Below are 26449 nucleotides of genomic sequence, written 5' to 3'. Positions count from 1 at the left end.
GTGGTGGCCGGACGTGACCTCTCGTTGCGTGTTCAGGCGCGTCATCACTGCTGCCCCACCCGACCCGGCGACAGCACCTTCGTGAACAGCACCGCGCCGTCCTCCTGGCGCAGCCGCACGGTCAGCTCCCCGCTGCCGCCGTCGATGTCGACCTCGCCGAAGTACTGCGGGGTCTCGGCCGGAGAGGTGTTGGCGCGGTTCGGCGCCTTGACGAAGCGCTGCTCGGCGCCGAACGTCCCGTCGAGCTTGAGGGCCTGGAAGCCGCCCGCCGCCAGCGGCCCCGACACGAACTCCCAGAACGGCGCGAAGTCCTTGAAAGCCGCACGCGAGGGGTCGTAGTGCTGCGCCGACGTGTAGTGCACGTCGGCCGTCAGCCACAGGGTTCCGGTGATCTTACGGTGCTTGATGTGCCGAAGCAGCTCGGCGATCTGCAGCTCGCGGCCCAGCGGCGCGCCCGGGTCGCCCTGCGCGACCGCCTCGAAGTTCGCCGACCCGTCCGGTACGACGAGGCCCAGCGGCATGTCGGAGGCGATGACCTTCCAGGTGGCGCGCGAGCGCGACAACTCACGCTTCAGCCACTGCAGTTGCCGGGCACCCAGGATGCCGGTGGTGTCGTCGGGCTGCCGGCCGGGCGAGTTGGCGTTGCGGTACGAGCGCATGTCCAGGACGAACACGTCGAGAAGGGGGCCGTGCCGCTGCACGCGGTAGACCCGCCCGTCCTCGTCGCCCGGCGGGAGCGTCGAGATCGGGTAGTACTCGCTGAACGCCCGCAGGGAGCGCTCGGCGAGTACGTCCACGTTCTTCTCCGTGTAGCGGGGGTCGGTCAGGATCTGTCCCGGGTACCAGTTGTTGCGCACCTCGTGGTCGTCCCACTGGACGATGGAGGGCACCTGCGCGTTGAAGCGCCGCACGTTCTCGTCGAGGAGGTTGTAGCGGAAGGCGCCACGGAACTCCGCGAGCGACTCGGCGACCTTCGACTTCTCCTCCGTGGTCACGTTCCGCCACACGCTGCCGTCGGGGAGGGTGACGCTCGGCAGGATGGGCCCGTCGGCGTAGATGTTGTCGCCGCTGCACAGGAAGAAGTCCGGGTCCCTGCGGCGCATCTCGTCGAAGACGCGCCAGCCGCCGCGGTCCGGGTTGATGCCCCACCCCTGGCCCGCGATGTCACCCGACCACAGGAGGCGCACCCCCTCCTTGCGCCCCTTCGGTGTCGTACGGAACGTGCCGGTGACCGGCTCGCCGGTGCGTCTGGGGTCGTCGGGGTCGGCCAGGACCACGCGGTAGTGGATCTGCTCGCCCGCGGGCAGCCCGCGCAGCCGTGTCGTCCCGGTGAAGTCGGTGTCCGGGCCGAGCACCGGGCCCTTCCAGCGGGTGGGGTTGCGGAACGACTCCGTGGCGGACGTCTCCACGATCATGCGGGCCGGACGGTCGGAACGTACCCACACCAGGCCCGCGTGCGCCGTCACGTCACCGGCCTGCACACCCCACTCGGCCCGCGGGCGACCCGACCGGGCGAACGCCGGAGCGGCCCCGGCGAGTGACGGCACGGCCAGCGCCGCCGGTACGGCGAGCGAGCCGCGCAGCACACTGCGGCGGCGAGGGGACGGGCTCGGCTGAGGGTGTGACATGAATGCGCCTCCAGTGACAGGTCCGACCAGTGTGCAGGGCCACAACTAGCGGTGCGCGGCGGCGCACACACAAACCACAAGTGAACAACTGCCCATGGGGGCAAGGGAACCGGTGTGCGAAAACCATGTCGGCCACATCGTCGCCTACATCCCCGGTCGCAGGTCTTGAGCCCGATGCCGGAAGATCGTTCGCTGTCTACGCTCGGCGGCAGAGGCGCGCGGCCGAGCGCGCCCGCCCGAAGGGGGAGTCCCATGCCTGTCAACGGTCAGAGCCACATCCGTATCGCCCGCCCGTCCCGCGACCTCGCGGTGGCCGAGCGGTTCTGGGTGACGGGCCTCGGCCTGGACGTCGTATGGCGTTCGGAGGGCGGCGGTGCTCCCGGAGAGCACGACCTGCTCATGGTCGGCTGGCCGGACGCCCCCTGGCACCTCGAACTCGTCCACGAGGCCGGGAAGCCGGTCCTGCCCCGCCCCACGGAGGAGGACCTCCTCGTCATCTACCTCGACGAGCCCGTCCCCGAGGACCTGGTGGCCCGCCTGGAGGCGCACGGCGGCACGCGCGTGAAGTCGCCCAACCCGTACTGGAACGAGTGGGGCGTCACCATCGAGGACCCGGACGGCTACCGCCTGGTGCTCTGCACGCGCGCGTGGGCCAACTCCTGAGCCAGGTGCGGGTACCCGAACGGGGCCGTCACGCAACGCGTGGCGGCCCCGTTCGTCGATGACTGCTCAGCGCGGAGCCCCTCCCGCGCTCCCGGCATCCATGGACAGGCCATCCGAGGGCCGTCGGGTCTCCTGCGGCTCCTCGCCCGGGCGGGCCACCTCTCCGGCATCGGCGAGCCGGACGAGTTCGGCGAGCCAGGCCGGAGCCTCGCCGCCGTCCGTGACGGACCCTTCCGGACGCGCCGAATCCGTGCCAGGAGCGGCGGGCCCGGCGTCGACGGCGGCCGTGATGTCCGCGGCCCGTGTCACGTCGAGCTGTCGCTCCGCCCCGGCGGCCGGGGCCGGGGCCGCGCCCGCGTCCTCCGCGATCGTGATGTGCACCTTCATGGCCGTTCCCCCCGCCTAGTTGAGAACCGCGTACCGGCCTTCGAAGTTCATCTGGGTGCTGCCGATGTTCTTCACCGTCAGCCAGTACGTGACCGCCGTGGCCGATGCCCGCTCGACCTCGGTTTCCCACTCGATCTGGGGGCTGCCCGTCTGGGGTGTCGTCGGCATGAAGTACCAGACGACGTGCCAGTCCTGCGGCCAGCCGAAGGTGAACCAGCGCCCGGTCTGCCCGGGGTTGAGTGTTCCGGTGAACTGTGTGCCTACTCGCATCGTTGTTTTCCTCTCACCATCCGAGAACCGCGAATCACCATCCGAGAACCGCGAACCGGGCCTCGAAGTCGACCGAGTCGGCCACGAGGTTCGTCACGTCGATCCAGTACGTCGCGTAGGTGTCGTTGGCCCGCTCGACCCTGACCCTCCAGCGGATCTGCGGGGCGCCGGGGCGGGGACTCGTCGGGACGACCGTCCACACCACATGCCAGTGGGCGGGCCAGTTGAAGGTGAACCAGCGGCCGGTTCGGTTCCCGGCGAGGGTGCCCCGGAACTGGACGCCGACCCAGCTGCTGGTCTGGAGCGCCGCGGGGACGAGCTGCCGCAGATCGGGCCGCCTGCCGATGCGCTGGGTCGCCGGGCGGCCGGGCGCGTCCTGCTGCGGTGAGCCGGTGGCGCGCAGCAGCTGCCTGGCCCGCGATGGCGACAGCGGGATACGGCGGTTCGCGCGCAGGATGCCCTGGGTGCCGGCCAGGGCGCCCACCACGATCGGCGAGGCACTGGACGTACCGCTGAACCGGTCCGTGTACCAGAAGTCCTGGTTGTCGCCCGCCTGGAGGTCGCCGTAGCCGGTGGTGGTCACCTCGCGTCCCCAGCCCTGGGCGTCCACGCAGGCGCCGTAGTTGGAGAAGTCGAGGCGGGAGCGGTCGGGGCCGTGCTGGCGGCCGTGGGTGCCGGGCGGCGGCGCCCCGGCACCGACGATCACGGCGCCGGCGTCGAGGGTGGTGCGCCGGAAGGGGTTGCGCCACCAGGAGGGGAAGCCCGCCCTCGGGGTGTCGTAGTCGGCGTGGTCCAGGTCCTCCGCGCCGTTGCCCGCCGCCTCGACGACGGTGATGCCCTTGTTGACGGCGTAGCGGATCGCCAGATAGTCGTCCGGCCACCACTCGACGGCGATGTACCCCACCTGCCCGACGCCGGTCGCGTGCGGCCCCGCGCGGTGGATCTCAAGGAGGATGATGTCGCCGGGGCCGAGGCGGTCGGCGGCGTTCCTGATCGCCGTGGCCGTGGGGATGGAGAAGGCGGACGCGCTGGTGATGGTGTCCGGCGCGATCCCGGTGATCCCGAACGCGTTGACGTCCCCGCCGATCTCGCCGAGCACCGCGGTGCCGTGATCGGTGTCCGTGCTTCCGGTGCCCGAGACGATGCCGCCCTGGTTCAGCCGCAGGTCCTCGTGGGTGAAGCGCCAGCCCCACTCGCAGTCGATCACCCGGACACCGGCGCCACGCCCGCCCGGCAGGGTCCACGCGTAGCGGGCGTCGACGCCGCCTGGAGCCGCGTCGAGATAGCCCTGGCGGGCGGTGAAGTCGGGGGTCACGGGCGGCGCGTCGGCGCCCGTCGGCTGCATGTCGTTGAGCGGTGGGAGCTCGGTCTCCCCGCTCTTCTTCTTCTGGTCGGTGACGGCGAGGGCGGCGCCGGGCTTGACGTAGGCGCCCTCCACGGCGTCCGACGCGCGGAGCCGCTCGGCCAGCGCCTCCAACTGGTCGGCCGGAGCGTCTACATGGAAGAAGAGCCCCATCCGGTCGAGGATCTCAAGGGTGGCCTCGTCGGCCCCGGCGCCGGGGCCGTCAGCGGTAGCCCCCGTCTGGGCGCGCAGCCTCTCCTGGTCCGCGCCGAACAGCGGCCTGATGGTGACGTCCTCCTGGGCCGCCACCGCGTCGAGACCGCTCACGGAGACGTCCGCCGTGGCGGTCGCGCCGGTCGGGGTGATGCGTACCCCGGCGTCGGCGCGCGTGACGCACACCAGCTCAGGGCGTCCGAAAGGTGGCTCGAATCCTGGAGCCGGGCGGTCGTTCCCCCGGCTGTTCCCCGCACCTGATCGCTGTGGCACAGCTGACTCCTTCACCACGTTACGGAAGGTCCGCCGGTGGTTTCACATAGGCGGCCTCGACTGCCGGGTGGCCGCGCAGGGCCGTGGCGACGGCCTCGGCGTCCATGCCGGCGGGGACGGCGACCCGTTGCCAGCCGATGAGGGCCGGGTCGTCGGCGCCGGGGTGCAACGGCTCCGGCGTGACGCCGAACCGCCGCTCCAGAAGGCTTCGGACGTCTCTGACATCACAGGCGTCACAGACATCCGCGGTGCCCGTCGTCGCAAGACGCGGCGGGGTTCGGAGCTGGACGATGACTTCGGCCTCGGCCACGGTTCTGCCCCCCGGACACCCCCGGTACCGCGTGCGTCTCGCTCGCGGTCACCGGGCCCGGCCGACCCTAATGAGGTGCTGTCACCGGAGCGTCACCACGCCCCTGAGCCGCCTCGGCGAGGAGCCGCACCCCCTCGGCGATCCGGGCGGGTGCGAGATGGGCGTAGCCGAGCACGAGGCACACCCCCGAGCCGTCCGCCGAGCCGTAGTCGCTCAGCGGGCGGACCGCGACCCCGGCCGCGGAGGCCCGCCGCAGGAAGTCGTCCTGCGGACCCCGGCGTTCGGGCAGCCGGGCGATGACGTGCAGTCCGGCGGCGATGCCGGTCACCTCCGTACCCGGAAAGTGCTCGTCGAGCGCCGCGACGAGTGCGTCCCTGCGCTCCCGGTAAGCACGCTGACAGCGGCGCAACTGGCGGTCGTAGTCGCCGCGTTCCACGAAGCGCGCGAGCACCGCCTGGTCGAGCGCCGGATTGCCTAGGTCCATCATGCGCTTGCGGGCGACGACCTCATCGGTCATCGACTCCGGCACGAGCAGCCAGCCGAGTCGAAGACCCGGAGCGAGCGACTTGCTGACCGAGCCCGTGTACGCGACGTGTTCGGGGTCGAGTCCTTGCAGCGCGCCGACCGGGGCGCGGTCGTAGCGGAAGTCACCGTCGTAGTCGTCCTCGATGACCAGACCGTCCACGGCCCGTGCCCAGTCCAGGAGTTCGGTGCGCCGCCGCGCCGAGTAGCCGATGCCCAGGGGGAACTGATGGGCGGGCGTGGTGACGACCGCGCGCAGGCCCCGCTCCCTCAGTACGCCGGTGACGACACCCTCGTCGTCGAGGGGCACCGGCACCGTGGCGACGTCCGCCGATGCGAACAGATCGCCGTGCTGCGGGCTTCCGGGGTCCTCGACGCCGACGACGCGCACCCCGCGCGCGTGCAGCACGAAACCGACCAGCGCCATGGCCTGCGCCACGCCGGAGCAGACGACGATCGCCTCCGGGTCCGCGACCACGCCCCGGCGGCGTACGAGCAGTTCGGCGATGGCCGTACGCAGCCGGGGCAGGCCCCGCGGGTCCGGGTAGCCGAGTGCGTGGTGGGGGAGTTCGGCAAGGACGCCGCGGTGCGCGGCCGCCCACGCGGCGCGCGGGAACAGGGACAGGTCGGGGGTGCCCGCGATGAAGTCCACGCGCGCGTGGACGGGACGCGGCGCCAGATCGCGTGCGCCTCGTGCGGCCTTCCGCGCCGCGCCGCCCACCCAGGTGCCCGCGCCGCGGTCGCTGCGCAGATAGCCCTCGGCCGTCAACTGCTCGTACGCCTCTGTGACAAGCCCCCGTGAGACGCCCAGATCGGCGGCTAGCTCACGGCTCGACGGCAGCCGCGTCCCCGGCGCGAGCCGACCGGACCTGACCGCATCGCGCAGCGCCGACTGGAGACTGCGGCCACGGCTGCGGGCCGGGGCGGCCGCGGCGGGGAGCAGCAGCTCCCAGGCGGCCGTGCCAGGTACCTCGCCCGAACTTGATGCCACCGGGATGCGCCTCCTGAGAGTGACGGACGGCCGGGACCCGGAAAGTGGTCCCCGAACCGGACCCGGAAAGTGGTCCCCGAACAGGCCCCGGAAGTGGACCTTAAACCGGGCCGCGTCCGTTCCTAGCGTCAGGGACATGAACGCGAACCTCACGCGCGGGTCCCTCCTCGCCGCCCTCGCCTGCCTCCTCGTAGGCGGCTCCTTCACCGCCAACAGCCTCCTCGGCTACTACCCGTACGCGGGCGGCCAGTTCCTGCGCTACGGCCTGGCCTTCCTGCTGCTCCTGCCGCTGCTCGGACGGGGCGGCACGGCGCCGCTGCGCCGCCTGACGCGACGGCAGTGGGGGCGGCTCGCGGTCCTCGCCGCCGTCGGCATGGTCGGCTTCAACCTGGCGATCCTGGCCGCCGAACGCACGGCGGAACCTGCCGTACCGGGTGTCTTCGTAGGCTGCGCCCCCGTCGTCGTGGCGGTCATCGTCCCGCTCCTGGAGGGGCGGAAGACTCAACGGGCGGTCGTGTACGGGGCGCTGATCGTGGCCGCGGGAGCCTTCACCGTGCAGGGGTGGGGCCGTACGGACACGGTCGGCATCCTCTTCTCCGTGTGCGCGCTCGCGGGTGAGGTCGGCTTCGCGGTTCTCGCCGTTCCCGTACTGCGGCCGCTCGGCCCGAAGCTGCTCTCCGCGACGGTCTGCGGGATCGCCGCCGTCGAGTCCGCCGTCATCGGTGTCGTGGCCGAGGGAGGGGACTGGCTGCGGATGCCCGGCACCACCGAGGCGGCGGCCCTGCTGTGGCAGGCGGCGATCGTCACCGTCATCGGGTTCGTCTGCTGGTACGCGGGCATCCAGCGCATCGGCGCGGAGCGCGCCACCCTCTTCTCCGGACTCATTCCTGTCGCGGCGGCCTTCACCGCGCCCTTGGTCGGCACCGGCACCTACGGCGTCCCGCAGGCCGTGGGCAGCGCGCTCGTCGGCGCCGGGGTGGCCCTGGGATCCGGCGTGCTACGCGGCCGGCAGGCGGCGGCAGGTGTCGAGGACGACGCGCGAGACGAGGGCCGGGTCGTCGTTCATCGGGACGTGTCCGCAGCCGGGAAGGCGCACCAGACGCGCCCCGGGGACGGCGTGCTTCGCGCGGACACCCTGGCGGCGCAGCAGGATCCGGTCGCGCGAGCCCCACGCGACGGTGACCGCGAGACCGGGCACGTCGTCGCTGAAGAGCACGTCACGCCCGGCGGCGAGGGTCTGCTCGAACCCCTTGGCGCCGCGCAGCGCGAGCGTCTCGGCGACGACGGCCTCGGGTGAACGGCGCCCGGGGTGGGCGTAGATGGTGCTGGTCAGCGCCGCACGCCCGGCCGCGCTCCGCGAGAGCCGTTCGATCAGCGGCAGGGGAAGGAGCCGCGCCCCGTGCCGCATGGCGAGCAGGGTGTTGAACGCGTACCGCCGCTCGCCGGGCGTCCAGAAGCCCGCGGGGGACAGCGCGGTGACCGAGCGCACGAGCTTCTCCCGGCCGAGTTCCAGGGCGAGCAGGCCGCCCAGCGAGTTGCCCGCCACGTGCGGACGCTCGATCTCCAGGGCCTCGCACAGCGCGCCGAGCACGGACACCACCGTCGAGATGTCGTACGGAAGCCCGTCGGGCAGGGCGGCGGACTCCCCGAAGCCCGGCAGGTCCACGGCTATCACGTCGTACTCGGCGGCCAGAATGCCGAACACCGGGTCCCACGCCTGGCGGTGGTGCCCGATGCCGTGCAGCAGGAGCAGCGGCTCGCCCTCGCCCGCGCGTTCGTACACGACGGACAGCGTCCGCGGGCCGCCGGGAGATTCGACGCTGAAGGACACCTCTGCGGCCATTGCTGCTCCAGTCCCCGCCGCCCGGCGACGGTCCTCAGACACCTTAGACACCTTGTCAGCAACAATTACCGCTCAGTAGCCTCCAGTTCAAGAGGGAGGGCGGGGCGGCCTCCGGGCCGGTGTGGTCCGCGACGCACCGAATTCGCCTGGACACCAGGTGTTCCGTCGGCTGGGATGGAGAGGTGGCGACCGACACCGTGACCGACGTCTTCGAAGAGCACCGGCCCGTTCTGATGGGCGTGGCCTACCGCATGCTCGGCCGCGTGGCCGACGCCGAGGACGTCGTGCAGGAGTCCTGGCTGCGCTGGTCGGCTGCAGACCCGTCGCAAGTGCGCGAACCGCGCGCCTACTTGGTGCGCATCACGACACGGCTCGCCATCGACAGGCTGCGCCACGTGCAGTCACGACGCGAGTCCTACGTGGGGCAATGGCTGCCCGAACCCCTCGTCACGGACTACGGGCCGAGGGTCCCCGACACCGCCGAGCAGGCGGTGCTCGCCGACTCCGTGTCCATCGCCGTCCTGGTCGTCCTGGAGTCCCTGTCGCCCCTGGAGCGCGCGGTGTTCGTGCTGCGGGAGGCCTTCGGGTTCCCGTTCTCGGAGATCGCCCTCACGCTGGACCGCGGCGAGCCCGCCGTGCGGCAGCTCGCGGCGCGGGCCCGCAAGCACGTCGACGAGGGAAGGCCGCGCTACGACGTGGATCCGGACGAGCGCAGGGACCTGACCGAGCGGTTCCTCGCCGCGGCGGCCGGCGGCGACCTGGACGGCCTCATGTCCCTGCTGGCTCCGGATGTCCGCCTCGTCGGCGACAGCGGCGGCAAGGCCAAGGCCCCGCTGCGTGTCATCGAGACGGCCGACAAGGTGTGCCGCTTCCTCGGCGGCGCGGCCCGCAGGGGCGTGCCGGAGGGGGCGGAGCTGGAAGCCCGGTTCATGGAGATCAACGGCGCGGTCTCCCTGCTGTTCCTGGTCGACGGCAAACCGCACTCCCTCTTCCAACTGGACGTCGCCGACGGCCAGATCACGAACGTCTACATCATCCGCAACCCGGACAAGCTGGTCGGGCTCGTCTCCTAGACCGGCCACGACAGACCCCCGCCCTGTATGGGCGGGGGTTTTTGTCTTGTTCCCTACGCGTGCGTGACCCGACGCCAACATCGCGTGAATGCTCTGTGGCATCGTCCCTGTGCGCGCTGTAACGGATCGAGGATTGGTCTTGACCAAGGGTGGGTGCCGCTCTATCGTCGCAGAGATAGTGCAGGAACCTTTAATAAACAAGGGCTAAAAAGCCGCCGGCACACGGCGATTGCGGAGGACAGGGTGGGGACCACGCAGCTGGAAACGGCGCCGGAGCCGAAGTACTGGCACCTCAAGACCGTGCTCAGCGAGGCACTCGACTCCGAGTTCGCCGTCGGCGAGATCCTGCCCAACGAACGTGATCTCGCGGCCCGCTTCGGCGTGGCCCGCGCCACGCTCCGTCAGGCACTCGAGCAGCTGGAGCTGGAAGGCAGGCTGCAGCGCCGCCGCGGGGTCGGCACGACCGTCGCCCCGCCGCGGATGGGTGTGGCCGTCGGATCCGCACAAGGCACCTGGCCGGGCGAGGTCGGCGACGCCTGGCAGCCCGCCGACTGCGCACCGGCGGTCCCGCCCGCCGAGGTGGCCCGCATGCTCGCGGCCCGCCCCGACGACCAGGTGCACGTCGTGCGGCGCACGCGCGTCTCGCACGGCCAGCCCGTCGCCGCCGAGCTGCTGTACGTGCCGATGTCGTCCGTCGCGGAGCTCTCCGCAGTCGACGCCCCGTCCGGACCGACGCGCGCGCGTGCCGTGCTGCGCGAGCTGCACCGGCTCGGCCTCGAAGGACAGGACCGCGCCGTCGAGCTCGGCTCGGCCCGCGCGGACGACGCCAAGGCGCTCGACCGGCTCCCCGGAGCCCCGGTCCTCGTCGTGACGACCCGATTCCTCGCCGAGGGACGCACAGCGGCGGTATCCGTGGCGACGTACCGCGCGGACACCTGCCGCCTCACGTTCGGCGACGCGGGCGGCGTCGAGATCCACCACGGCCCGGAGCGCCAGGCTTCCTGACGCCGCTCTTCTCTCTCGTGCACCGCGTGGCGCCTCAGCGCCGCGCGGTGACCGTCCCCTCGACCGCGAACAGCTGCTCCTCGACATGGTCGAGGGCGAGGCGCAGCGCGCCCGTAGCGACAGCGGCCTCGCCGAGCATCGACAGGGCCACCCGCGGCGGCCGCAGGCAGTAGCGGGCCAACTCCCGGCGCAACGGCTCCAGTACACCGTCCAGACCGGCCGCCCAGCCGCCCACGACGACCAGCTCGGGATCGAGGGCGAGCACCAGCGCCGCCACGTCGTGCACCAGGCGCTGGATGAACCGCTCGACAGCCTGCCGCGCCCGCTCGTCCCCCTCGCGCGCGTGGGCGAAGACCTCCGCCACGGCCTGCTCGTCGAGCGGGTGCAGTGGCTCGTCCGTGGTCGAGAGGAGCGTCTCCGGAGTCACGTCACGGCCCAGCAGATGCAGGGCCCCGATCTCCCCGGCGGCGCCGCCGTAGCCGCGGTGCAACCGCCCGCCGATCAGCGCCCCGGCCCCCGGGCTGAGCCCCGCGAGGACGAACACCACGTCGTCGGACTCGGTCGCCGCGCCCTTCCAGTGCTCGGCCACCGCCGCCGCGTTCGCGTCGTTCTCCACCAGGACCGGGCACTTGAAGGACCTGCGAAGACGCTCCCCCAGCTGGAGCCCCGTCCACTCCGGCAGCGCGGTGCCAAGGCGGACCGTGCCGTCCGCCTCCACGATGCCGGGGCTGCCGACACCCACCGCGCGCAGTGAGCTGCGGGCGATCCCGCCACGGCGCAGCAGATCAGCCACCGCAGTGCGCAGCCGCTCGATGCGTTCGTCCGCCGGGGCCGTCTCGTCCACGTCCTTGGCGGCCGTGCCCATCACCCGGCCGTCCAGGTCCGAGAGGACGGCGGCCACCCGGTGCGGGCCGATCTCCAGGCCGAGCAGATGCCCCGCCTCGGCCCGGAAGCGGAACCTCCGCGCGGGCCGTCCCTGGCGTCTGGCCGCGCCTTCCTCGGCGGCGGTCTCCACCACGAGCCCGGCCTCGATGAGCCCCTCGACCACACCCTCGACGGTCGGCCGCGAAAGCCCCGTCACCCGGGTGACCTCGGTGAGTGTCGCGAAGTCCGCCGCACGCAGAGCGTGCAGCACCACCGCGGAGTTGATCCGCCGCAGCAGAGAGGGATCCCCGCCGGTCAGCCGCCCCAACGTCCGTCCTCCCAGCTCGTGCGCATGATGGGCGGATCGTACTCGCCGGGGCCGACCGCTGCGAGTGCCGGGCCCACCTGTGACACAGAGTGCCGATCAGTGGTCATCTCAGCCCGGTGCCACGAAACCGGATTCGTACGCGGCGATGACCGCCTGCGTCCGGTCGCGGGCGCCCAGCTTCGCCAGCAGGGAACTCACATGCGACTTGACCGTCTCGGCGCCGACGATCAGCTCCGTCGCGATCTCCGCGTTCGACAGGCCGCGCGTCATGAGACGCAGCACATCCGCCTCGCGCTCGGTGAGCGCGGCCCGGTCGAGAACGTCCCTGGCCGCCGCGTTGCCGGGTCTGCGCCCGTACTCGCCCGCGAGCTGCCGCACCGCCGCGGGGAACAGCAGCGAATCGCCCTCCGCGACCAGACGGACGGCGTTCACGATCTCCGCGGGACGGGCGCGCTTGAGCAGGAAGCCGTCGGCACCCGCGCGCAGCGCCTCGTACACGTACTCGTCGTTCTCGAAGGTCGTCACGACCAGGATCTTCGGCGGCTCCTGCACGGTGCGCAGGACCGCGCGCGTGGCCTCGATGCCGTCCAGGAGCGGCATCCGGACGTCCATGGCGACCACATCCGGCCGCAGTTGGCGCACGAGCGGAATCACCGCGGCGCCGTCGGCCGCCTCGCCGACCACCTCGATGTCGGGCTGCGCCTCCAGAACGGCACGCAGGCCCGCGCGTACGAGGGGTTCGTCGTCGACGAGGAGGACTGTGACCGGCATCCGGTCAGCGTAGATCACCCGAGGGGCAACTCGACGTGCACCTGCCACTCGCCCTCACGCGGTCCCGTGGTGGCCCGGCCGCCGAGGAGTGTGGCCCGCTCCCGGATGCCGCGCAGCCCGCTGCCACCACGCCCGGTGGCCTCTCCTCCCGTGGGCAGAGCGTTGCGTACGTCGATCTCCAGGGCCGCATCGTCGACCGCGAGCCGCACCAGTACCGGGACGGGTCCCGAGTGGCGCAGCACGTTCGTGAGGGCCTCCTGGAGCATGCGATAGGCCTCGCGGGACACCGCACCCGGCACCTGCTCCAAGGGGCCCGTCATTTCGGTGTCGACCTTCGCCCCCGAAGCGCGCGCGGAGTCCAGGAGTTGGCCGGCGTCGGCGAGCGTGGGGCGGCGGCTCGCGGTCTTCCCGTCCTCCCGCAGCACGCGCAGGACGCGCTCCAGGTCCTCCAGGGCGGCCCGGCCCGTCTCCTCGATCGCGCCAAGGGCGCGGTCGGTGAACTCCGGGTCGGCCGCGGCCCGAGCGGCACCCGCCTGGACGACCGCGACGGTCAGCGCGTGCCCGATCGAATCGTGCAGTTCGCGGGCGATGCGGTTGCGTTCGAGGAGCTGCTCCGTGCGCTCCTCCAGGGCGGCGAGGCGCTCCTTGGGGGAGGGGCCGAGCAGACGCCGGGCGGCCGAGGCCATCAGCCGGCCCGCGACCACGGCCAGCGCGAGGAGGGCGAGGACGGGGAGCGGCGCGAGCAGCGCGTTGGTCCAGTTGGGGGCGGGAAGGGGGAGGAGCACACCGGGGTCCTCGGTAGTCTCCGACGCCGATCCCAGCAGGGCCAGCATGGTCCCCAGCAACTGCACCGTGCAGAACGCCGCCACGGCTCCGGCCTCAAGGCGCAGCACGAGCCACACCGCCGTCCTGCCCCGGTCGCGCCAGGACGCGGAAGGAGCGACGGAGACGCCCCGGCCCTCGTCGTCGCCCGGCACGCGCGCGTGCTGCCCCGGAAACAGCATCAGCCGGGCCTGCAGCCCCTCAGCCCGGCGCATGGACGGCAGCAGGGCGGCCGCCGCCACCAGCGGGATCGGCTGGACCGCGATCAGTACCCACTCGGCGATCGCGGGGTCACTGAGCCCGGGATAGATGAACGCGATCATCAACGAGACGGCCGAACCCATGAGCAGGTGCAGCCAGCGCGTGTAGGTCACCGCGCGCGTGAGCGGCTTGAGGAAGCGGGGCATCTCGCCATCGTGCCAGTGGGCCCTGGCCGCACGGCTCCCCCATGAGGGGGAGACGCGATCCCCGGGCGGGGGAAGCCCCACCGCACCGCCGGGCGCGAGTCTGGGCCCATGACCAGCATCGATGTCCAAGACCTCACCAAGGAGTACGGCACCACCCGCGCGGTGGACGGTCTGACGTTCACCGTCCGGCCGGGCAAGGTCACGGGGTTCCTCGGCCCCAACGGCGCCGGCAAGTCCACCACCATGCGGCTCGTTCTCGGCCTCGACCGGCCCACTTCGGGCACGGCGACGGTGGGCGGCCGCCCCTATGCGGCCGTCGAGGAACCGCTGCGCCACGTAGGGGCCCTGCTCGACGCCCAGGCCGCGCACGGATCGCGTACCGCACGCAACCACCTCCTCGCCCTCGCAGTCAGCAACCGCATCCCCGAGCGTCGCGTGGACGAGGTCCTCGAAGAGGCGGGGCTCGCCACCGTGGCGGGGCGCCGGATCAAGACGTTCTCCCTCGGCATGCGCCAGCGCCTCGGCATCGCGGCGGCACTGCTCGGCGACCCGCGCGTCATCATGCTGGACGAGCCGTCCAACGGTCTCGACCCCGAAGGCATCATCTGGATCCGCGAGCTGCTGCGGCGCCTCGCCCGCGAGGGCCGGACGGTCCTCGTCTCCAGCCATCTCATGAACGAGACCGCCACGTTCGCCGACCACCTGGTGGTCCTCGGCCGCGGCCAGCTGCTCGCGGACACCTCGATGCCGGACTTCATCGCGGCGCACAGCAGCCCGCGAGTGCGGCTGCGCACTCCGCGGAGCGACCGGCTGCGGGGCCTCCTGAGGGACAAGGGGTACGCGATGACGGAGGGCGATGACGGCCGCTGGACGGTGGACGGCGCGAAGGCCGACGAGATCGGCTCCATCGCCGCGGGACACGGCATCCCCCTCCTCGAACTCTCCGACGAGCAGGCCTCCTTGGAGCAGGCCTACCTCGCCCTCACGGCCGACGACGCCGAGTTCGCCGCCACCCCTTCGACGCCCCGCAAGGAGGCCTGACCATGTCGACGACCGCCGTGCTCCGCTCGGAGTGGATCAAGATCAAGTCGGTGCGTGCCAGCCTCGGTTCACTCATCGCCGTGTTCGTGGCCACCGTCGCCATCACCGTGCTCGCGTTCGCCGCGGTCGGCACGGCGGAGGCGGACAACGCCGGCTACGAACCGCTCTTCGGAGCCTTCTACGCGCTCAACTTCGGCCAGATCGCCGCCATCAGCTTCGGTACGACCGCGATGTCGTCCGAGTACGTGAACGGCGCGCTGCGGATCTCGCTCTCCGCGGTGCCGCGCAGAGGGCTCTTCTACGGGGCCAAGGTCGCGGTGGTGGGCGCGCTGGCCCTCGGCGTGGGGGTCCTCACCAGCTTCGTCGGCTTCCTGACCGGCCAGGCGTTCCTGGGGGAGTACGCCATCGGCCTGGGCCATGACGGTGCCGTCCGGGCGTGCGTCGGCGGAGGCATCTACCTCGCGCTCATGGCACTGCTCGCCGCGGGCCTGACCATGCTGCTGCGCAGCGGCGTCGCCGTACTGAGCATCCTCATCCCGTTCACTCTGATCGTGTCCTTCGTGGTCGGGGACGTGGCGGGCGGCGTCGCGGACTTCCTGCCGGACCGGGCGGGACAGCAGGTGCTCCACGAGAACCCGTCCGGAACTCTCGGGCCGTGGGCGGGACTTGCCGTCAGCGCGGCGTGGGCGGGCGCCGCGCTGCTCGCGGGCTGGTGGGCGGTGCGGCGGCGCGACGCGTGACGTGACGTGTCATCGTGAGGTGTCATATGGCGTGTTTCATGAGCCTCGTGACCGGATGACGACGCCCAGGGACTGACGGCGGGCCAGTTGTCAGTGGCGGCCGCTTTACTGGGTGTCATGAGTACCGCAGAGCATCTCGCCGCGATCGACCTGCTGCGCTCACGGGAGTTCCCCGCGGAGCACGGCAGGTCGCCGTGCGGCGTCGGCGGTCCGGGGTATCACATAGCCGAGTTACTGACGAGCGGCGACTTCTGGGAGGACGACGGCACTCAGTGGGAGGCGACCTCGGTTCAGTACGACGCCGAGCGCGACGGCCTGACGGTCCTGCTCACCGAGCGCTGGGGAGCGCCGCAGATATTCAGCCTGGCGAGTGCCTTCGAGCGGGCGCAGGGCGATGTGTACGACGACGGGGGAGAGGCCGGTGATGACGGCGAGGCCGGTGCGGCCGAGGAGATACCGGAGCCCTGGGGCTCGCTGAGCTCCTCGGTCCCGGACCTTCATCTGTGGCGGGTCGACGGGCGGTGGATCGCTCTCGGCGTCTCCCAGTGGGACAAGGAGCTGCCGTTCCAACTGCTCGCCGTGGTCACGGAGATCGATCCACCGTAGGGGGCGGCCCGCGCGGAGTGTGTGGATCAGGGCTACCGCGGATCCGCCGCGGGGGCGAGGCCGAGCTCGTCGCCGTCGCGCGGCGCGAAGTGGCGGGCGACCTCCGCGTCGGTCACCTGGGGGAGTTCGGCGGGGGACCAGTGCGGATCGCGGTCCTTGTCGACGACCTGTGCGCGGATGCCCTCGACCATGTCCGGTGCGGTGATCGCGGTGGCGGACACGCGGTACTCCTGGTCGAGCACCTGCTCCAGGGATGCGAGGGCGCGGGCCCGGCGTAGTGCGGCGAGGGTGACCTTCAGGGAGGTCGGCGACTTGCCGAGGACGGTCTCGGCCGTCTCCTTGGCCGCCCGGTCGCCGGAGCTGTAGAGCCGGTCGACGATCTCCTCCACGGAGTCGGCGGAGTAGCAGGCGTCGATCCACTCGCGGTGGGCCGCGAGTTCGCCATCGGGCGCGGCGGCGGCGTACTCCGCGACCACCTCGCTCACCTCGGCGTCGGCCAGCGCGGCGGTGAAGTCCGGCAGCCGCTCCGACGGCACGTAGTGGTCGGCGAGGCCGCACAGGAGCGCGTCGCCCGCGCCCACCGCCGAGCCGGTCAGCGCGAGGTGGGTGCCGAGCTCGCCGGGCGTGCGCGTCAGCAGATACGTACCGCCGACGTCCGGCACGAAGCCGATCCCGGTCTCCGGCATGGCGATCTTGGAGCGTTCGGTGACGATCCGCACGCTGCCGTGCGCCGAGACGCCGACCCCGCCGCCCATCACGATGCCGTCCATGACGGCCACGTAGGGCTTCGGATAGCGGGCGATGCGGGCGTTGAGCCGGTACTCGTCACGCCAGAAGGCCACGGACGCGGCGCCGCCGCCGGCACGGATGTCGTCGTGGATGGACCGGATGTCGCCGCCGGCACACAGCCCGCGCGTACCGGCACCGGTGAGGACGACGGTGGCGACGGCGTCGTCCCGCTCCCACGCGGCGAGGGCATCGTCCATCAGCCGGACCATGGCGTGGTTGAGGGCGTTGATGGCACGGGGGCGGTTGAGAACGATGTGCCCCGCGCGGCCGTGGGTGCGCAGGAGAACGGGAGCTTCGTCGGAGTCAGCGGTGGGCATGGGGCGGGTGGCTCCTTCGGCGACGGATCATTCGGCCGGCCGGCACACGAGGTTCTGCGCCCGCACAGATCGAATCTACGGTGTGGCTTCACCGGCCGACGGAGGGGGCACGGCCAGGACGGGAGCCGACCCCGCCCCAGGCATCAGGGCGAGTGGAAGGCGACCTCCGGGTCGGCCTTCGAGGGGCCGTCAAGGAGGGGGCTGTGCCGGTCGCGGAGATGCTTGTCGAAGAAGGCCGTCACGTAACCGGTGGTGATCTCTCCCGATCGCTTGCCGGAGAGCGGCGCCGACGGGTCGGTCATGTTGAGCTGGCCGCCGAGTATCGGCAGGTCGGTGAAGGTGAGGTGCCCGGAGTCCGCCACCGTGAGCCAGCGCTTCCAGCCGTGCAGGCGGTGCCACTGGCGGGGCCAAGTGGCGTCTTCGGCACGGGGATTGTGGCCCTTGCGGGTGCCGAGCATGAGGACGGGGCGGCCGGTGCCGGCCGGCGGGACCGGTGCGAAGAACGTGCCGTCCAGATTGGCCGCGGCACGGATGCGGTGGTCCGTGCCGACGGCCACGGCCGCCGCGTTGCCGCCCAGCGAGTGGCCCGCGGCCCCGATCCGCCGGGTGTCGATGAGCGCCGCGTAGTCATGGCGCCGCCCGTCGCCGGGCCGGGACCGCCCGGTCAACTCGTCGACGACGAAGGAGATGTCCGCTGCCCGGTTCCGGGCCGCCTTGGCCAGCATCTGCTTCTCCCCGGCGTCACCGTTCGGTGCCTCCTCGACCTTTTCGCACGCGACACAGGTGCGTATGCGCGAGGAGTCGTTCCCGCCCGGGAATTCCGTTCCGAAGGACTCGTACGCGTGGTCTACGAGAGCGACGAGGTAGCCGTGGGACGCCAGTGTCTCCGCAAGGGTGGTGAGCGTGGCGCGATGCAGGGTGAAGCCCGGGGAGAGGACGACCAGCGGGTGCCTGCCCCTGGCGGGGCGGGCGTCGGAGCGGGCGTTGGTACGGACGGAGGTCAGCTGCTGGGCCTCGTACAGCTTGTCCAGCTTCTGCCCCTTCAGGAGCAGCTCCGCCTCTTTGGTGGCCAGGTACGGAGCGCGGTCGCCGTTATCGCCGCCGCGCCGAGCCGGGTAGAAGACCGACACCATCAGCTCCCGGGGCCCCGCCGAGGGTACCCACGGGTCACGGCGCTTGTCGTCCACGAGATGGAGGGTGTCCCGTCCGGTCTCGTAGGGACCGGACGGGCGTGGCAGGGAGAGTGCCGCGGCTTCCGTTGCCGACGAAGAAGCGTGTCGTGCCGAGGGCGAGCCGCTGCCCTCCTCGGCACAGGCTGCGACGGCAGGGGTGAGGAGGGAGAGAGTCAGCAGAGCGGTGACGGCGTTGCGCTGTGCGCGGGTTCTGATCATGCCCTGGAGCGTATGAACCGGGGGAGCTGACCGGCATCGACGAAGGTGCCGAGCAACCCCCTACTTTCGTAAGGGGTTTCCGGCGTCAGTCAGAACCGCCCCCGCCACCCTGAAACGCCTCCAGGATCCGCTCGGCCGCCATCGTCGCCGTCAACGTGCCTTCGCGCACCCGCTGTTCGAGGTCAGGTGCCAGAATCCGCACCGCCTCGTGCCCCCGCAGCCGGTCCAGGATCTCGTCCCGCACCATCGTCCACGTCCAGTCGACCTGCTGGTCGCGCCGCTTGGCGGCGAGGCGGCCCGTGGAGTCCAGGAGCGTGCGGTGCTGTTCCAGGCGGTCCCAGACCTCGTCCAGGCCGCTCGACTCCCGTGCGCTGCAACTGAGCACCGGGGGAGTCCAGGCAGCGTCGGCCGGGTGCATGAGCCGCAGGGCGCCCGCCAGTTCACGCGCAGCCGAGCGCGCGTCGCGTTCGTGCGGGCCGTCCGCCTTGTTGATGGCGAGGACGTCGGCCAGTTCGAGGACGCCCTTCTTGATGCCCTGGAGCTGGTCGCCGGTGCGGGCCAGGCTGAGCAGCAGGAACGAGTCGACCATGTTCGCGACCGCCGTCTCCGACTGGCCCACGCCCACCGTCTCCACGAGCACCACGTCGTAGCCCGCCGCCTCCATCACCACGATCGACTCGCGCGTCGCCTTCGCCACCCCGCCGAGCGTCCCGGCGGTCGGGGAGGGGCGCACGAACGCCGCCGGGTCCACCGCGAGGCGTTCCATCCGCGTCTTGTCGCCGAGGATCGAGCCGCCCGTCCGGGTCGACGACGGGTCCACGGCGAGGACCGCGACCCGGTGCCCGAGGCCGGTCAGCATCGTGCCCAGCGCGTCGATGAACGTCGACTTGCCCACGCCGGGCACCCCGCTGATGCCGATCCGCCGCGCCCGCCCGCTGTGCGGGAGCAGCTGGGTCAGCAACTCCTGTGCCAGGGCCCGGTGTTGAGGCCGGGTCGACTCGACGAGGGTGATGGCGCGCCCGATCTGCGCGCGCTTCCCGTCGAGTACGCCCTTGACGTACGCGTCGATGTCGATCCGCGGCGCCGCCATGCTCACAGCTCGTGGCCGAGGTCGGCCGCCAGCCGCTTCACCAGGTCGTACGCGGCGTCCGGGATCACCGTGCCGGGCGGGAAGACCGCCGCGGCACCCATCTCCAGGAGGGTCGGCACGTCCTGCGGCGGGATCACACCGCCCACGACGATCATGATGTCCTCGCGGCCCTCGGCGGCGAGCTCCGCACGCAGCGCCGGTACGAGGGTCAGGTGCCCGGCGGCGAGGGACGAGACGCCGACGATGTGCACGTCCGCCTCGACGGCCTGGCGCGCGACCTCCGCCGGGGTCTGGAAGAGCGGGCCGACGTCCACGTCGAAGCCGAGGTCGGCGAAGGCGGTGGCGATGACCTTCTGGCCGCGGTCGTGGCCGTCCTGGCCCATCTTGGCGACCAGGATGCGCGGACGGCGCCCCTCGGCCTCCTCGAAGGACCCGACGAGCGTGCGGGTGCGCTCCACGGACGGGGACGAGCCTGCTTCGGTGCGGTACACACCGGAGATCGTACGGATCTGCCCCGCGTGCCGCCCGTACGAGGTCTCCAGGGCGTCGGAGATCTCACCGACCGTCGCCTTCGCGCGGGCCGCGTCGACCGCCAGGGCGAGGAGGTTGCCTTCGAGACCCGGACCCGGGTCGCGCTCGGCCGCCGCCGTCAGCGCACGCAGCGCGTCCTGGCAGGCCGCCTCGTCGCGCTCCTCGCGAAGGCGCTTCAGCTTGGCGATCTGCTGGTTGCGCACGGAGGAGTTGTCGACCGCACGGACGTCGATCTGCTCGTCGGTCTCCACGCGGTACTTGTTGACGCCGATCACGGGCTGGCGGCCGGAGTCGATGCGCGCCTGCGTGCGCGCGGCGGCCTCCTCGACGCGCAGCTTCGGGATGCCCGCGTCGATGGCCTGCGCCATGCCGCCCGCCGCCTCGACCTCCTCGATGTGCTGCCAGGCGCGGCGCGCGAGGTCGTGCGTCAGCTTCTCGACGTACGCGCTGCCGCCCCACGGGTCGATCGTCCGTGTCGTGCCCGACTCCTGCTGGATGAGCAGCTGGGTGTTGCGGGCGATGCGCGCGGAGAAGTCGGTCGGCAGGGCGAGGGCCTCGTCGAGGGCGTTCGTGTGCAGCGACTGGGTGTGGCCCTGCGTCGCCGCCATCGCCTCGACGCACGTACGCGTGACGTTGTTGAACACGTCCTGTGCGGTGAGCGACCAGCCCGAGGTCTGCGAATGGGTGCGCAGGGAGAGCGACTTGGCGTTCTTCGGGTCGAACTGCTTGACCAGCTTCGCCCAAAGGAGGCGCGCGGCGCGGAGCTTGGCGACCTCCATGAAGAAGTTCATGCCGATCGCCCAGAAGAAGGAGAGCCGCGGCGCGAACGCGTCGACGTCCAGGCCCGCTTCCTGGCCTGCCCGCAGATACTCCACGCCGTCGGCGAGGGTGTAGGCGAGCTCCAAGTCGGCTGTCGCGCCCGCCTCTTGGATGTGATAGCCGGAGATCGAGATGGAGTTGTAGCGCGGCATCTTCTGCGAGGTGTACGCGAAGATGTCGGAGATGATCCGCATCGATGGCTTGGGCGGATAGATGTAGGTGTTGCGGACCATGAACTCTTTGAGGATGTCGTTCTGGATGGTCCCGGCCAGCTTCTCGGGCGGTACGCCCTGCTCCTCGGCGGCCACGATGTAGAGCGCGAGTACGGGGAGCACCGCGCCGTTCATCGTCATCGACACCGTCATCTTGTCCAGCGGAATGCCGTCGAAGAGCTGACGCATGTCGTAGATCGAGTCGATCGCCACGCCCGCCATGCCGACGTCGCCGGTCACGCGCGGGTGGTCGCTGTCGTAGCCGCGGTGGGTCGGCAGGTCGAAGGCGACCGAGAGGCCCTTCTGCCCCGCGGCGAGGTTGCGGCGGTAGAAGGCGTTGGACTCCTCGGCGGTGGAGAACCCCGCGTACTGCCGGATCGTCCAGGGCTGGTTGACGTACATCGTCGGGTAGGGGCCGCGCAGATACGGCGCAACGCCGGGGTACGTCTCCAGGAAGTCGAGGCCTTCGAGGTCGGCGCCCGTGTAGAGCGGCTTGACCGCGATGCCCTCCGGGGTCTCCCACAGGAGGTCGTCGTCGGCCTTGCCGGTGGACTCCTTGACGGCGCTGCGCCACTGGTCCTTGGAGACGTCGGAGGCGGCTTCGGACGTCAGGCCGACGCCGGTGAAGTCGGGGATCGCCATTACGCCACTCCCATGTGGTCGAGGGTGGAGGAGAGCACGGACACGGCGTCGCAGCCCGCGAAGACGTACGCGTCGACCGACTCGTACTCGGCGGGACGCCCCGCGAGGAACACCCGCTGCGCGCCCGCCGACTTGAGCGCGTCGGCGACCGCTTCGGCCTGCTCTTCGTAGAGCGCGTCGCTGGAGCAGAGGCACGCCACCGTGGCCCCGCTGGCCTTGAACGCCTCCGCGGCCGTCGCCGCGTCCACCGTCACCGGGTCGTGGACGGCTTCGATGCCGCCCGCCTGGAAGAGGTTCGAGGCGAAGGAGGCCCGTGCGGTGTGCGCGGCGGCGGGGCCGAGCCCGGCGATGAACACCCGGGGGCGGGCCCCCGTCGAGGCGAGGTGCGCGTCCGAGCGCGAGCGCAGGATCTCGTACGCCTCGTCGCGGCGCACGCGCGGCAGGCCGCCCGACGGCTCGGGGGCGGGCGGGGCCACACGCTCGACCGGACGCTCCGTCAGGTTCGGGAACTCGCTGACGCCCGTGATCGGTTCGCGCCGCTTGGCGAGCTTCTCGCTGCGCTTCGCCCAGGTGGCGGCGAGCCGTTCGCCGATCAGACCGGAGCGCAGGGCCGCGGCCTGGCCGCCCGCGCGCTCGATCTCCTGGAAGAACTCCCAGCCCGCGTGGGCGAGTTCGTCCGTGAGCCGCTCCACGTACCAGGAGCCGCCCGCCGGGTCGATCACCCGGGCGAGGTGCGACTCCTCCAGGAGGATCGTCGAGGTGTTGCGGGCGATGCGGCGCGCGAACGCGTCCGGCAGGCCCAGCGAGTGGTCGAAGGGCAGGACGGTCACGGAGTCGGCGCCGCCGACGCCCGCGCCGAGGCAGGCCACCGTCGTGCGCAGCATGTTCACCCACGGGTCGCGGCGCGACATCATCACCGGTGAGGTCACGGCGTGCTGGCGCTGCGCCCCCGCGTCCGGGGCGCCGCAGACCTCGGCGACACGGGCCCAGAGCCGCCGGGCCGCCCGCAGCTTGGCGATGGTCAGGAACTGGTCGGCGGTGGCCGCGTACCGGAACTCCAGCTGGGCGCAGGCCGCTTCGACCGTGAGCCCCGCATCGGTCAGCTCGCGCAGGTAGGCGACCGCCGTGGCGAGGGACGCGCCGAGCTCCTGCCCGGCCGAGCCGCCCGCCTCGTGGTACGGCAGGGCGTCGACGGCCAGCGCGCGGAGGTTCGGGTACTCCTGGCCGCACAGCCGGGCCAGTTCGATCGCGGCGGCCGGGTCGAGCCGCTCACCGGTGCGGGCCTCGTGACCGAGGGGGTCGGCGCCGAGGGTGCCGCGCGCCGTGTCCTTCGGGATGCCCCGCTCCTCGTAGAGCCGGAACAACTCGCGTGCGGCGGGCTCGAATTCGGCGCCCGCGTCCAGGGCGACCGGTGCCAGGTCGAGGAAGACACCGTCGAGGGCGCGCGCGATGCCGGACACCGGGAGCGCGCCGGGGCCGACGCCGAGCCACAGCGAGGTGACGCCGTTCTCCAGGTCAGCGAGCACCGTCTCGTTCGAGCCCGCGGGGTCCGTGGCCGCGTGCCGCTGCCGTACGTCCCAGCCGGCCGCGGTACTGCCCGCGGCGGTGCCGCCCCTGACAAAGGGGGCGAAACCCGGATAGCCGGCGTCAGGCGCGGCTTCTCGGGCGGTGTACAGGGGGCGGGTGCTGAGCCCGTCCTCGAGTGCGGTGGACAGCGCTTCCTCCGCGGCCGGCCCCGATACGTCCTTACCCGATTTGCGCAGCACGCCTTCCACCAGGCGCTGCCACTGCTCATGGGTCGCATCAGGGAACTCGGCGGCCAGGGAAAGCCCGTCGTCAGGCAGGACCGTCATGGGCATGATGCTAGGGCGGAACCCCTGGCACTCGGTGCCGTCCAGGGCTGTGACCTTGGCCTCTTCCGAACTCTCTTGATCTCAAACGAGCGGGCGGCTACGGCGGGGCGGGGTCCGGGCCCCTCCGCGCCCGCTCCGGTGTCATTCCAGGCCGGAGGCCTTGAAGACGCCCTCGGCCGTCTCGCGGTCGATGCGTTCCGCAAGCCGGCGCAAGGCGGTCGCCCCGCACAGGAGCCGGCCGTCGTCGACAGATGTGCGCGCGCCCGCGGCCACGAGACGCCACAGCGCCGGATTGACGACGAGCACCTCGGGGTCGAGGACGACCTCGCCACCGGACGTGTCCCGCAGGACGAGCCGCGGCGCGATGCCGTCGGAACGGCGCACCGCCACGAGACGGTCGAGGCGCACCGACCGGACGCGTACCGGACCGCGGGAGACCAGGACCGTGCCGTGCGCCGCCACACGCGGCGGCGTGAGCACGGCGAACAGCAGCACGCCGAGTCCCAGCCAGAGCAGCGCACGCCCGACGCCGAGCCTGCCGGTCGCCGCGTCGAGCGCGAGGAGCAACCCGGACAACAGCACGGCACAGGAAGCCGCGGAGCGGGCCTCCCCGGCCCAGCCGCTGTCGTGCGTCCACGGGCGGTGCGCCGCGGACCGGGACGTCGTACGGGCGCCGGGGATGCGCCGAGCGGGGCGCGTCATGCGTGGGGCCATGAGGGGGACGCTAGGCACATCGGCGGGCCGTGAGCGTCGCCGCGCGGAACGTTGACGCGGCACTGACACGGCGCGCGGCGACCTTTACGGGGGCCTGACGGGGCGGGGTGCGAGCCGCGTGCGCCGCGGTGCAGCGCGAGGCGCCCGGCACGGTGGTGTCGCCTTCTACGTGGCGAGGGTGTTTCCGACGAGCAGGTCGGCGAGCTTGCTCAGGCGTTTGACGGTGCGGTCCTCCGTGGCGGCCGCGGCCGGTTCGACGCGCTCGTCGCAGTCGTAGTACGCGCCGTTGACGATCTCCGTCGCCGGGTCGCAGAGGCGCACCACGTGCGCGGCACCCTGCGCGGCCGACGCGCCTTCGTCGCCGTACAGGGACAGCAGCGCGGTGTCGCACACGCCGGGGTGCACGGAGACCGCCGTGACGCGCGGGTCCGACGCGAAGACGGTGAGGGCCAGCTGAGACTGGGCGTACGCGGCGAGCCGGGAGTAGCGGCGGGAGCGGTTCGGGTCGTTCCACTGGATGGACGCCGTGCGGTGCAGCGAGGACGAGACGTTGACGACGCGGCCGCCGGGCCCTGCCGTCAGCGCGGTCTCGAGCAGGCCGGTCAGCAAATAGTGCGCGAGGAAGTTGACCTGGAAGGCGATCTCGTTGCCGTCCGACGTGATGGTGTGCCGCTCGGGCGCGGCCATGCCCGCGTTGTTCACCAGGACGTCCAGGTGCGGGTGTTCGGTGACCACGCGGTGCGCGAGGTGCTCCACCTCGTCGAGGCGGGCGAAGTCGGCGGAGAACGGGCAGAGTTGACCGGCGCCGATGCCCGCGGTGGCGGCCAGACGGCCGGTCGCGGCCCGTGCCTCGCCGGGAGTGCGCCCGTGCACCAGCACGGTGGCCCCGCGTTCGGCGAGGAACCGTGCGGCCTCGTAGCCGATCCCGGAGGTCGCTCCGGTGATCAGGACGGTCCGTCCGGACAGGGATGCAGAAGACATGGCAGGTTCCTGGATTCGTGAGTGGGCGCACGCCGAGCGGCCCCCGGTGGGGGCGGTGGCGTGTGCGGTGGTGACACGGCCGATCACGGCCGCTGGGGGAGGTGCGGCGTCAGCGCACCGTCGAGTGAACAGGGCGCGGGACCGGCACCGCCGTATGAGGCGGCCGGTCGGCGCGGCGCGAAATGCTGTTCACATCCCCTATCCAACTGCCGGGCGGCCAAGGCCTCAAGAAGACGCCGGAGTCTTTGATGAGGCCCTGACGTACGTCCGGGCCGGCTCTGCGCAGGGGGCCCTGCGCAGAGCCGGCTGATCGCGCACACGGCCGCGCGGCGACGGGAAGGCAGGCGCGGCCGGTGCGAACAGGAAACGTAGCTTCCGCGATACCCCCGAACGGCTGTTGTGCCTGGGTATTTGCGCACCTCTGACGGTGCCCGCCCGCCCCCGTCAAACCCGCGTCAACGCGGGCCGCCCCTCCGTCAACGTCCCGTCATGGAGGGGCGGGTGGCACCTGATACCGGGCATAGCGTCGGTGCAGGCCCCCGGGTTCCTGCCCGGCGCCCGGGGGCCGCCGTTCACCGAGCAGGATCCTCAAGGAGGAACCCCATGGCAGAGCCCCAGTGCGCCGAGGACCCCGAGCCGTCCGAACCCGGCCCGGCCGGGCCGCTCTTCGTCCCCGTCCGGCCGGGACCCGCGGGCTGCGTCGCCCGCCTGTTCCGCACACCCGTGGGCGGCCGCACCGCCGTCGCCTTCACCACCCCGCAGCGGCTCAGTACCGCCCTGGGCGGGCGCCAGGCCTGGATCAGGCTCTCGGAGCCGGCGCTGCGGGCGCTCACCGAGCCGCTCGGCGTCCACGAGGTGACCGTCGACCCACGCCTCGCCGCGCATCCCGTCGGCGCCCCCGCGCGGCGCGCTTCCGCCTGGCGTGAGTGGGACCCGCAGGCGGTCGGCGCGCTCCGCGTCACGGGCGCCGCCGCGCTGGTCGGCGCCCTGACCACCTGGATCGGCTGACGA

General features: G+C 72.2%; 24 protein-coding genes and 1 pseudogene. 8 read left to right on the top strand and 17 right to left on the bottom strand.

The window, feature by feature from the left end:
• Nucleotides 1-44 precede the first annotated feature (44 nt).
• Nucleotides 45-1628 carry an alkaline phosphatase D family protein gene (locus E5671_RS10480; RefSeq protein ID WP_160503577.1) on the bottom strand — a complete coding sequence of 528 codons (1584 nt, stop codon included), beginning with the start codon at nucleotides 1626-1628 and terminating at the stop codon, nucleotides 45-47.
• A gap of 252 nt (nucleotides 1629-1880) precedes the next feature.
• Here E5671_RS10480 and E5671_RS10475 point away from each other — a divergent pair, with 252 nt between their 5' ends.
• Nucleotides 1881-2291 (top strand): VOC family protein, encoded by a 411-nt coding sequence (locus tag E5671_RS10475; protein WP_160503576.1) that lies wholly within the window; start codon nucleotides 1881-1883, stop codon nucleotides 2289-2291.
• A gap of 66 nt (nucleotides 2292-2357) precedes the next feature.
• On the opposite strand, the gene E5671_RS10470 is transcribed toward E5671_RS10475, so the two are convergent.
• The 5 genes from E5671_RS10470 to pdxR all read right to left on the bottom strand — a co-directional run bounded on the left by E5671_RS10470 (nucleotide 2358) and on the right by pdxR (nucleotide 6737).
• Nucleotides 2358-2678 carry a hypothetical protein gene (locus E5671_RS10470; RefSeq protein ID WP_160503575.1) on the bottom strand — a complete coding sequence of 107 codons (321 nt, stop codon included), beginning with the start codon at nucleotides 2676-2678 and terminating at the stop codon, nucleotides 2358-2360.
• Nucleotides 2679-2693: 15 nt separating this feature from the next.
• The gene (locus E5671_RS10465; RefSeq protein WP_160503574.1) at nucleotides 2694-2948 is read right to left on the bottom strand and encodes a hypothetical protein; all 255 of its coding nucleotides are present in this window, start codon (nucleotides 2946-2948) and stop codon (nucleotides 2694-2696) included.
• Nucleotides 2949-2982: 34 nt separating this feature from the next.
• The gene (locus E5671_RS10460) at nucleotides 2983-4689 is read right to left on the bottom strand and encodes a S8 family peptidase (protein WP_336605724.1); all 1707 of its coding nucleotides are present in this window, start codon (nucleotides 4687-4689) and stop codon (nucleotides 2983-2985) included.
• Between the two features lie 106 nt (nucleotides 4690-4795).
• The gene (locus E5671_RS10455) at nucleotides 4796-5086 is read right to left on the bottom strand and encodes a hypothetical protein (protein WP_160503572.1); all 291 of its coding nucleotides are present in this window, start codon (nucleotides 5084-5086) and stop codon (nucleotides 4796-4798) included.
• Nucleotides 5087-5153: 67 nt separating this feature from the next.
• Complete coding sequence (pdxR, locus tag E5671_RS10450) at nucleotides 5154-6737, bottom strand: MocR-like pyridoxine biosynthesis transcription factor PdxR (protein ID WP_160503571.1); 1584 nt, start codon at nucleotides 6735-6737, stop codon at nucleotides 5154-5156.
• Here pdxR and E5671_RS10445 point away from each other — a divergent pair.
• Nucleotides 6736-7572 (top strand): annotated as a pseudogene (locus E5671_RS10445) (DMT family transporter); the annotation flags it as partial. The gene pdxR and the pseudogene E5671_RS10445 overlap by 2 nt on opposite strands.
• A 24-nt stretch (nucleotides 7573-7596) precedes the next feature.
• Here the strand turns inward: E5671_RS10445 and E5671_RS10440 are convergent.
• Nucleotides 7597-8442, bottom strand: a complete 846-nt coding sequence (locus tag E5671_RS10440) for an alpha/beta fold hydrolase (RefSeq protein ID WP_160503570.1) — start codon at nucleotides 8440-8442, stop codon at nucleotides 7597-7599.
• Nucleotides 8443-8624: 182 nt separating this feature from the next.
• On the opposite strand from E5671_RS10440, the gene sigJ reads away from it, so the two are divergent.
• Both sigJ and E5671_RS10430 read left to right on the top strand, forming a co-directional pair.
• A complete protein-coding gene (gene sigJ, locus E5671_RS10435; protein ID WP_160503569.1) occupies nucleotides 8625-9515 on the top strand; it encodes an RNA polymerase sigma factor SigJ in 891 nt (296 codons plus the stop codon).
• A gap of 243 nt (nucleotides 9516-9758) precedes the next feature.
• A complete protein-coding gene (locus E5671_RS10430; protein WP_160503568.1) occupies nucleotides 9759-10520 on the top strand; it encodes a GntR family transcriptional regulator in 762 nt (253 codons plus the stop codon).
• A 34-nt stretch (nucleotides 10521-10554) separates the two neighbouring features.
• On the opposite strand, the gene E5671_RS10425 is transcribed toward E5671_RS10430, so the two are convergent.
• The 3 genes from E5671_RS10425 to E5671_RS10415 all read right to left on the bottom strand — a co-directional run bounded on the left by E5671_RS10425 (nucleotide 10555) and on the right by E5671_RS10415 (nucleotide 13712).
• Nucleotides 10555-11712 carry an ROK family transcriptional regulator gene (locus tag E5671_RS10425; RefSeq protein WP_160503567.1) on the bottom strand — a complete coding sequence of 386 codons (1158 nt, stop codon included), beginning with the start codon at nucleotides 11710-11712 and terminating at the stop codon, nucleotides 10555-10557.
• Between the two features lie 108 nt (nucleotides 11713-11820).
• Entirely contained in the window at nucleotides 11821-12483 is a 663-nt protein-coding gene (locus E5671_RS10420) for a response regulator (protein WP_160503566.1), read from the bottom strand.
• 14 nt (nucleotides 12484-12497) lie between these two features.
• Nucleotides 12498-13712, bottom strand: coding sequence for a sensor histidine kinase (locus E5671_RS10415; protein ID WP_160503565.1), 1215 nt, complete (start codon nucleotides 13710-13712; stop codon nucleotides 12498-12500).
• Between the two features lie 108 nt (nucleotides 13713-13820).
• On the opposite strand from E5671_RS10415, the gene E5671_RS10410 reads away from it, so the two are divergent.
• The 3 genes from E5671_RS10410 (at nucleotide 13821) to E5671_RS10400 (ending at nucleotide 16099) form a co-directional block, all read left to right on the top strand.
• A complete protein-coding gene (locus tag E5671_RS10410) occupies nucleotides 13821-14753 on the top strand; it encodes an ATP-binding cassette domain-containing protein (RefSeq protein WP_160503564.1) in 933 nt (310 codons plus the stop codon).
• 2 nt (nucleotides 14754-14755) lie between these two features.
• On the top strand, nucleotides 14756-15493 hold the full coding sequence (locus tag E5671_RS10405) for an ABC transporter permease (protein WP_202121073.1): 738 nt from the start codon (nucleotides 14756-14758) through the stop codon (nucleotides 15491-15493).
• A gap of 117 nt (nucleotides 15494-15610) precedes the next feature.
• Complete coding sequence (locus E5671_RS10400) at nucleotides 15611-16099, top strand: hypothetical protein (RefSeq protein ID WP_160503563.1); 489 nt, start codon at nucleotides 15611-15613, stop codon at nucleotides 16097-16099.
• Between the two features lie 32 nt (nucleotides 16100-16131).
• Here the strand turns inward: E5671_RS10400 and E5671_RS10395 are convergent, their stop codons facing one another.
• The 7 genes from E5671_RS10395 to E5671_RS10365 all read right to left on the bottom strand — a co-directional run bounded on the left by E5671_RS10395 (nucleotide 16132) and on the right by E5671_RS10365 (nucleotide 25438).
• A complete protein-coding gene (locus tag E5671_RS10395; RefSeq protein WP_160503562.1) occupies nucleotides 16132-17205 on the bottom strand; it encodes an enoyl-CoA hydratase/isomerase family protein in 1074 nt (357 codons plus the stop codon).
• 143 nt (nucleotides 17206-17348) lie between these two features.
• Nucleotides 17349-18596 carry an alpha/beta hydrolase family protein gene (locus E5671_RS10390; RefSeq protein WP_160503561.1) on the bottom strand — a complete coding sequence of 416 codons (1248 nt, stop codon included), beginning with the start codon at nucleotides 18594-18596 and terminating at the stop codon, nucleotides 17349-17351.
• Nucleotides 18597-18681: 85 nt separating this feature from the next.
• Nucleotides 18682-19686, bottom strand: coding sequence for a methylmalonyl Co-A mutase-associated GTPase MeaB (meaB, locus tag E5671_RS10385; RefSeq protein WP_160503560.1), 1005 nt, complete (start codon nucleotides 19684-19686; stop codon nucleotides 18682-18684).
• A gap of 2 nt (nucleotides 19687-19688) precedes the next feature.
• The gene (gene scpA / locus E5671_RS10380; RefSeq protein WP_160503559.1) at nucleotides 19689-21890 is read right to left on the bottom strand and encodes a methylmalonyl-CoA mutase; all 2202 of its coding nucleotides are present in this window, start codon (nucleotides 21888-21890) and stop codon (nucleotides 19689-19691) included.
• Nucleotides 21890-23743: a methylmalonyl-CoA mutase small subunit gene (mutA, locus tag E5671_RS10375; protein ID WP_160503558.1), complete on the bottom strand. Its 1854-nt coding sequence runs from the start codon at nucleotides 23741-23743 to the stop codon at nucleotides 21890-21892. The genes scpA and mutA overlap by 1 nt, the downstream gene beginning before the upstream one ends.
• 141 nt (nucleotides 23744-23884) lie before the next feature.
• Nucleotides 23885-24457, bottom strand: a complete 573-nt coding sequence (locus E5671_RS10370) for a hypothetical protein (RefSeq protein WP_237330152.1) — start codon at nucleotides 24455-24457, stop codon at nucleotides 23885-23887.
• Nucleotides 24458-24622: 165 nt separating this feature from the next.
• The gene (locus tag E5671_RS10365) at nucleotides 24623-25438 is read right to left on the bottom strand and encodes an SDR family NAD(P)-dependent oxidoreductase (protein WP_160503557.1); all 816 of its coding nucleotides are present in this window, start codon (nucleotides 25436-25438) and stop codon (nucleotides 24623-24625) included.
• 603 nt (nucleotides 25439-26041) lie between these two features.
• On the opposite strand from E5671_RS10365, the gene E5671_RS10360 reads away from it, so the two are divergent.
• A complete protein-coding gene (locus E5671_RS10360; protein WP_160503556.1) occupies nucleotides 26042-26446 on the top strand; it encodes an SAV_915 family protein in 405 nt (134 codons plus the stop codon).
• Nucleotides 26447-26449 lie beyond the last annotated feature (3 nt).

Origin of the sequence: Streptomyces sp. BA2 (assembly GCF_009769735.1) — a bacterium.
Classification (GTDB): Bacteria; Actinomycetota; Actinomycetes; order Streptomycetales; family Streptomycetaceae; genus Streptomyces.
Note: the sequence above shows the minus strand (reverse complement) of the source record. Positions and strands in the feature narration are given on the sequence as shown.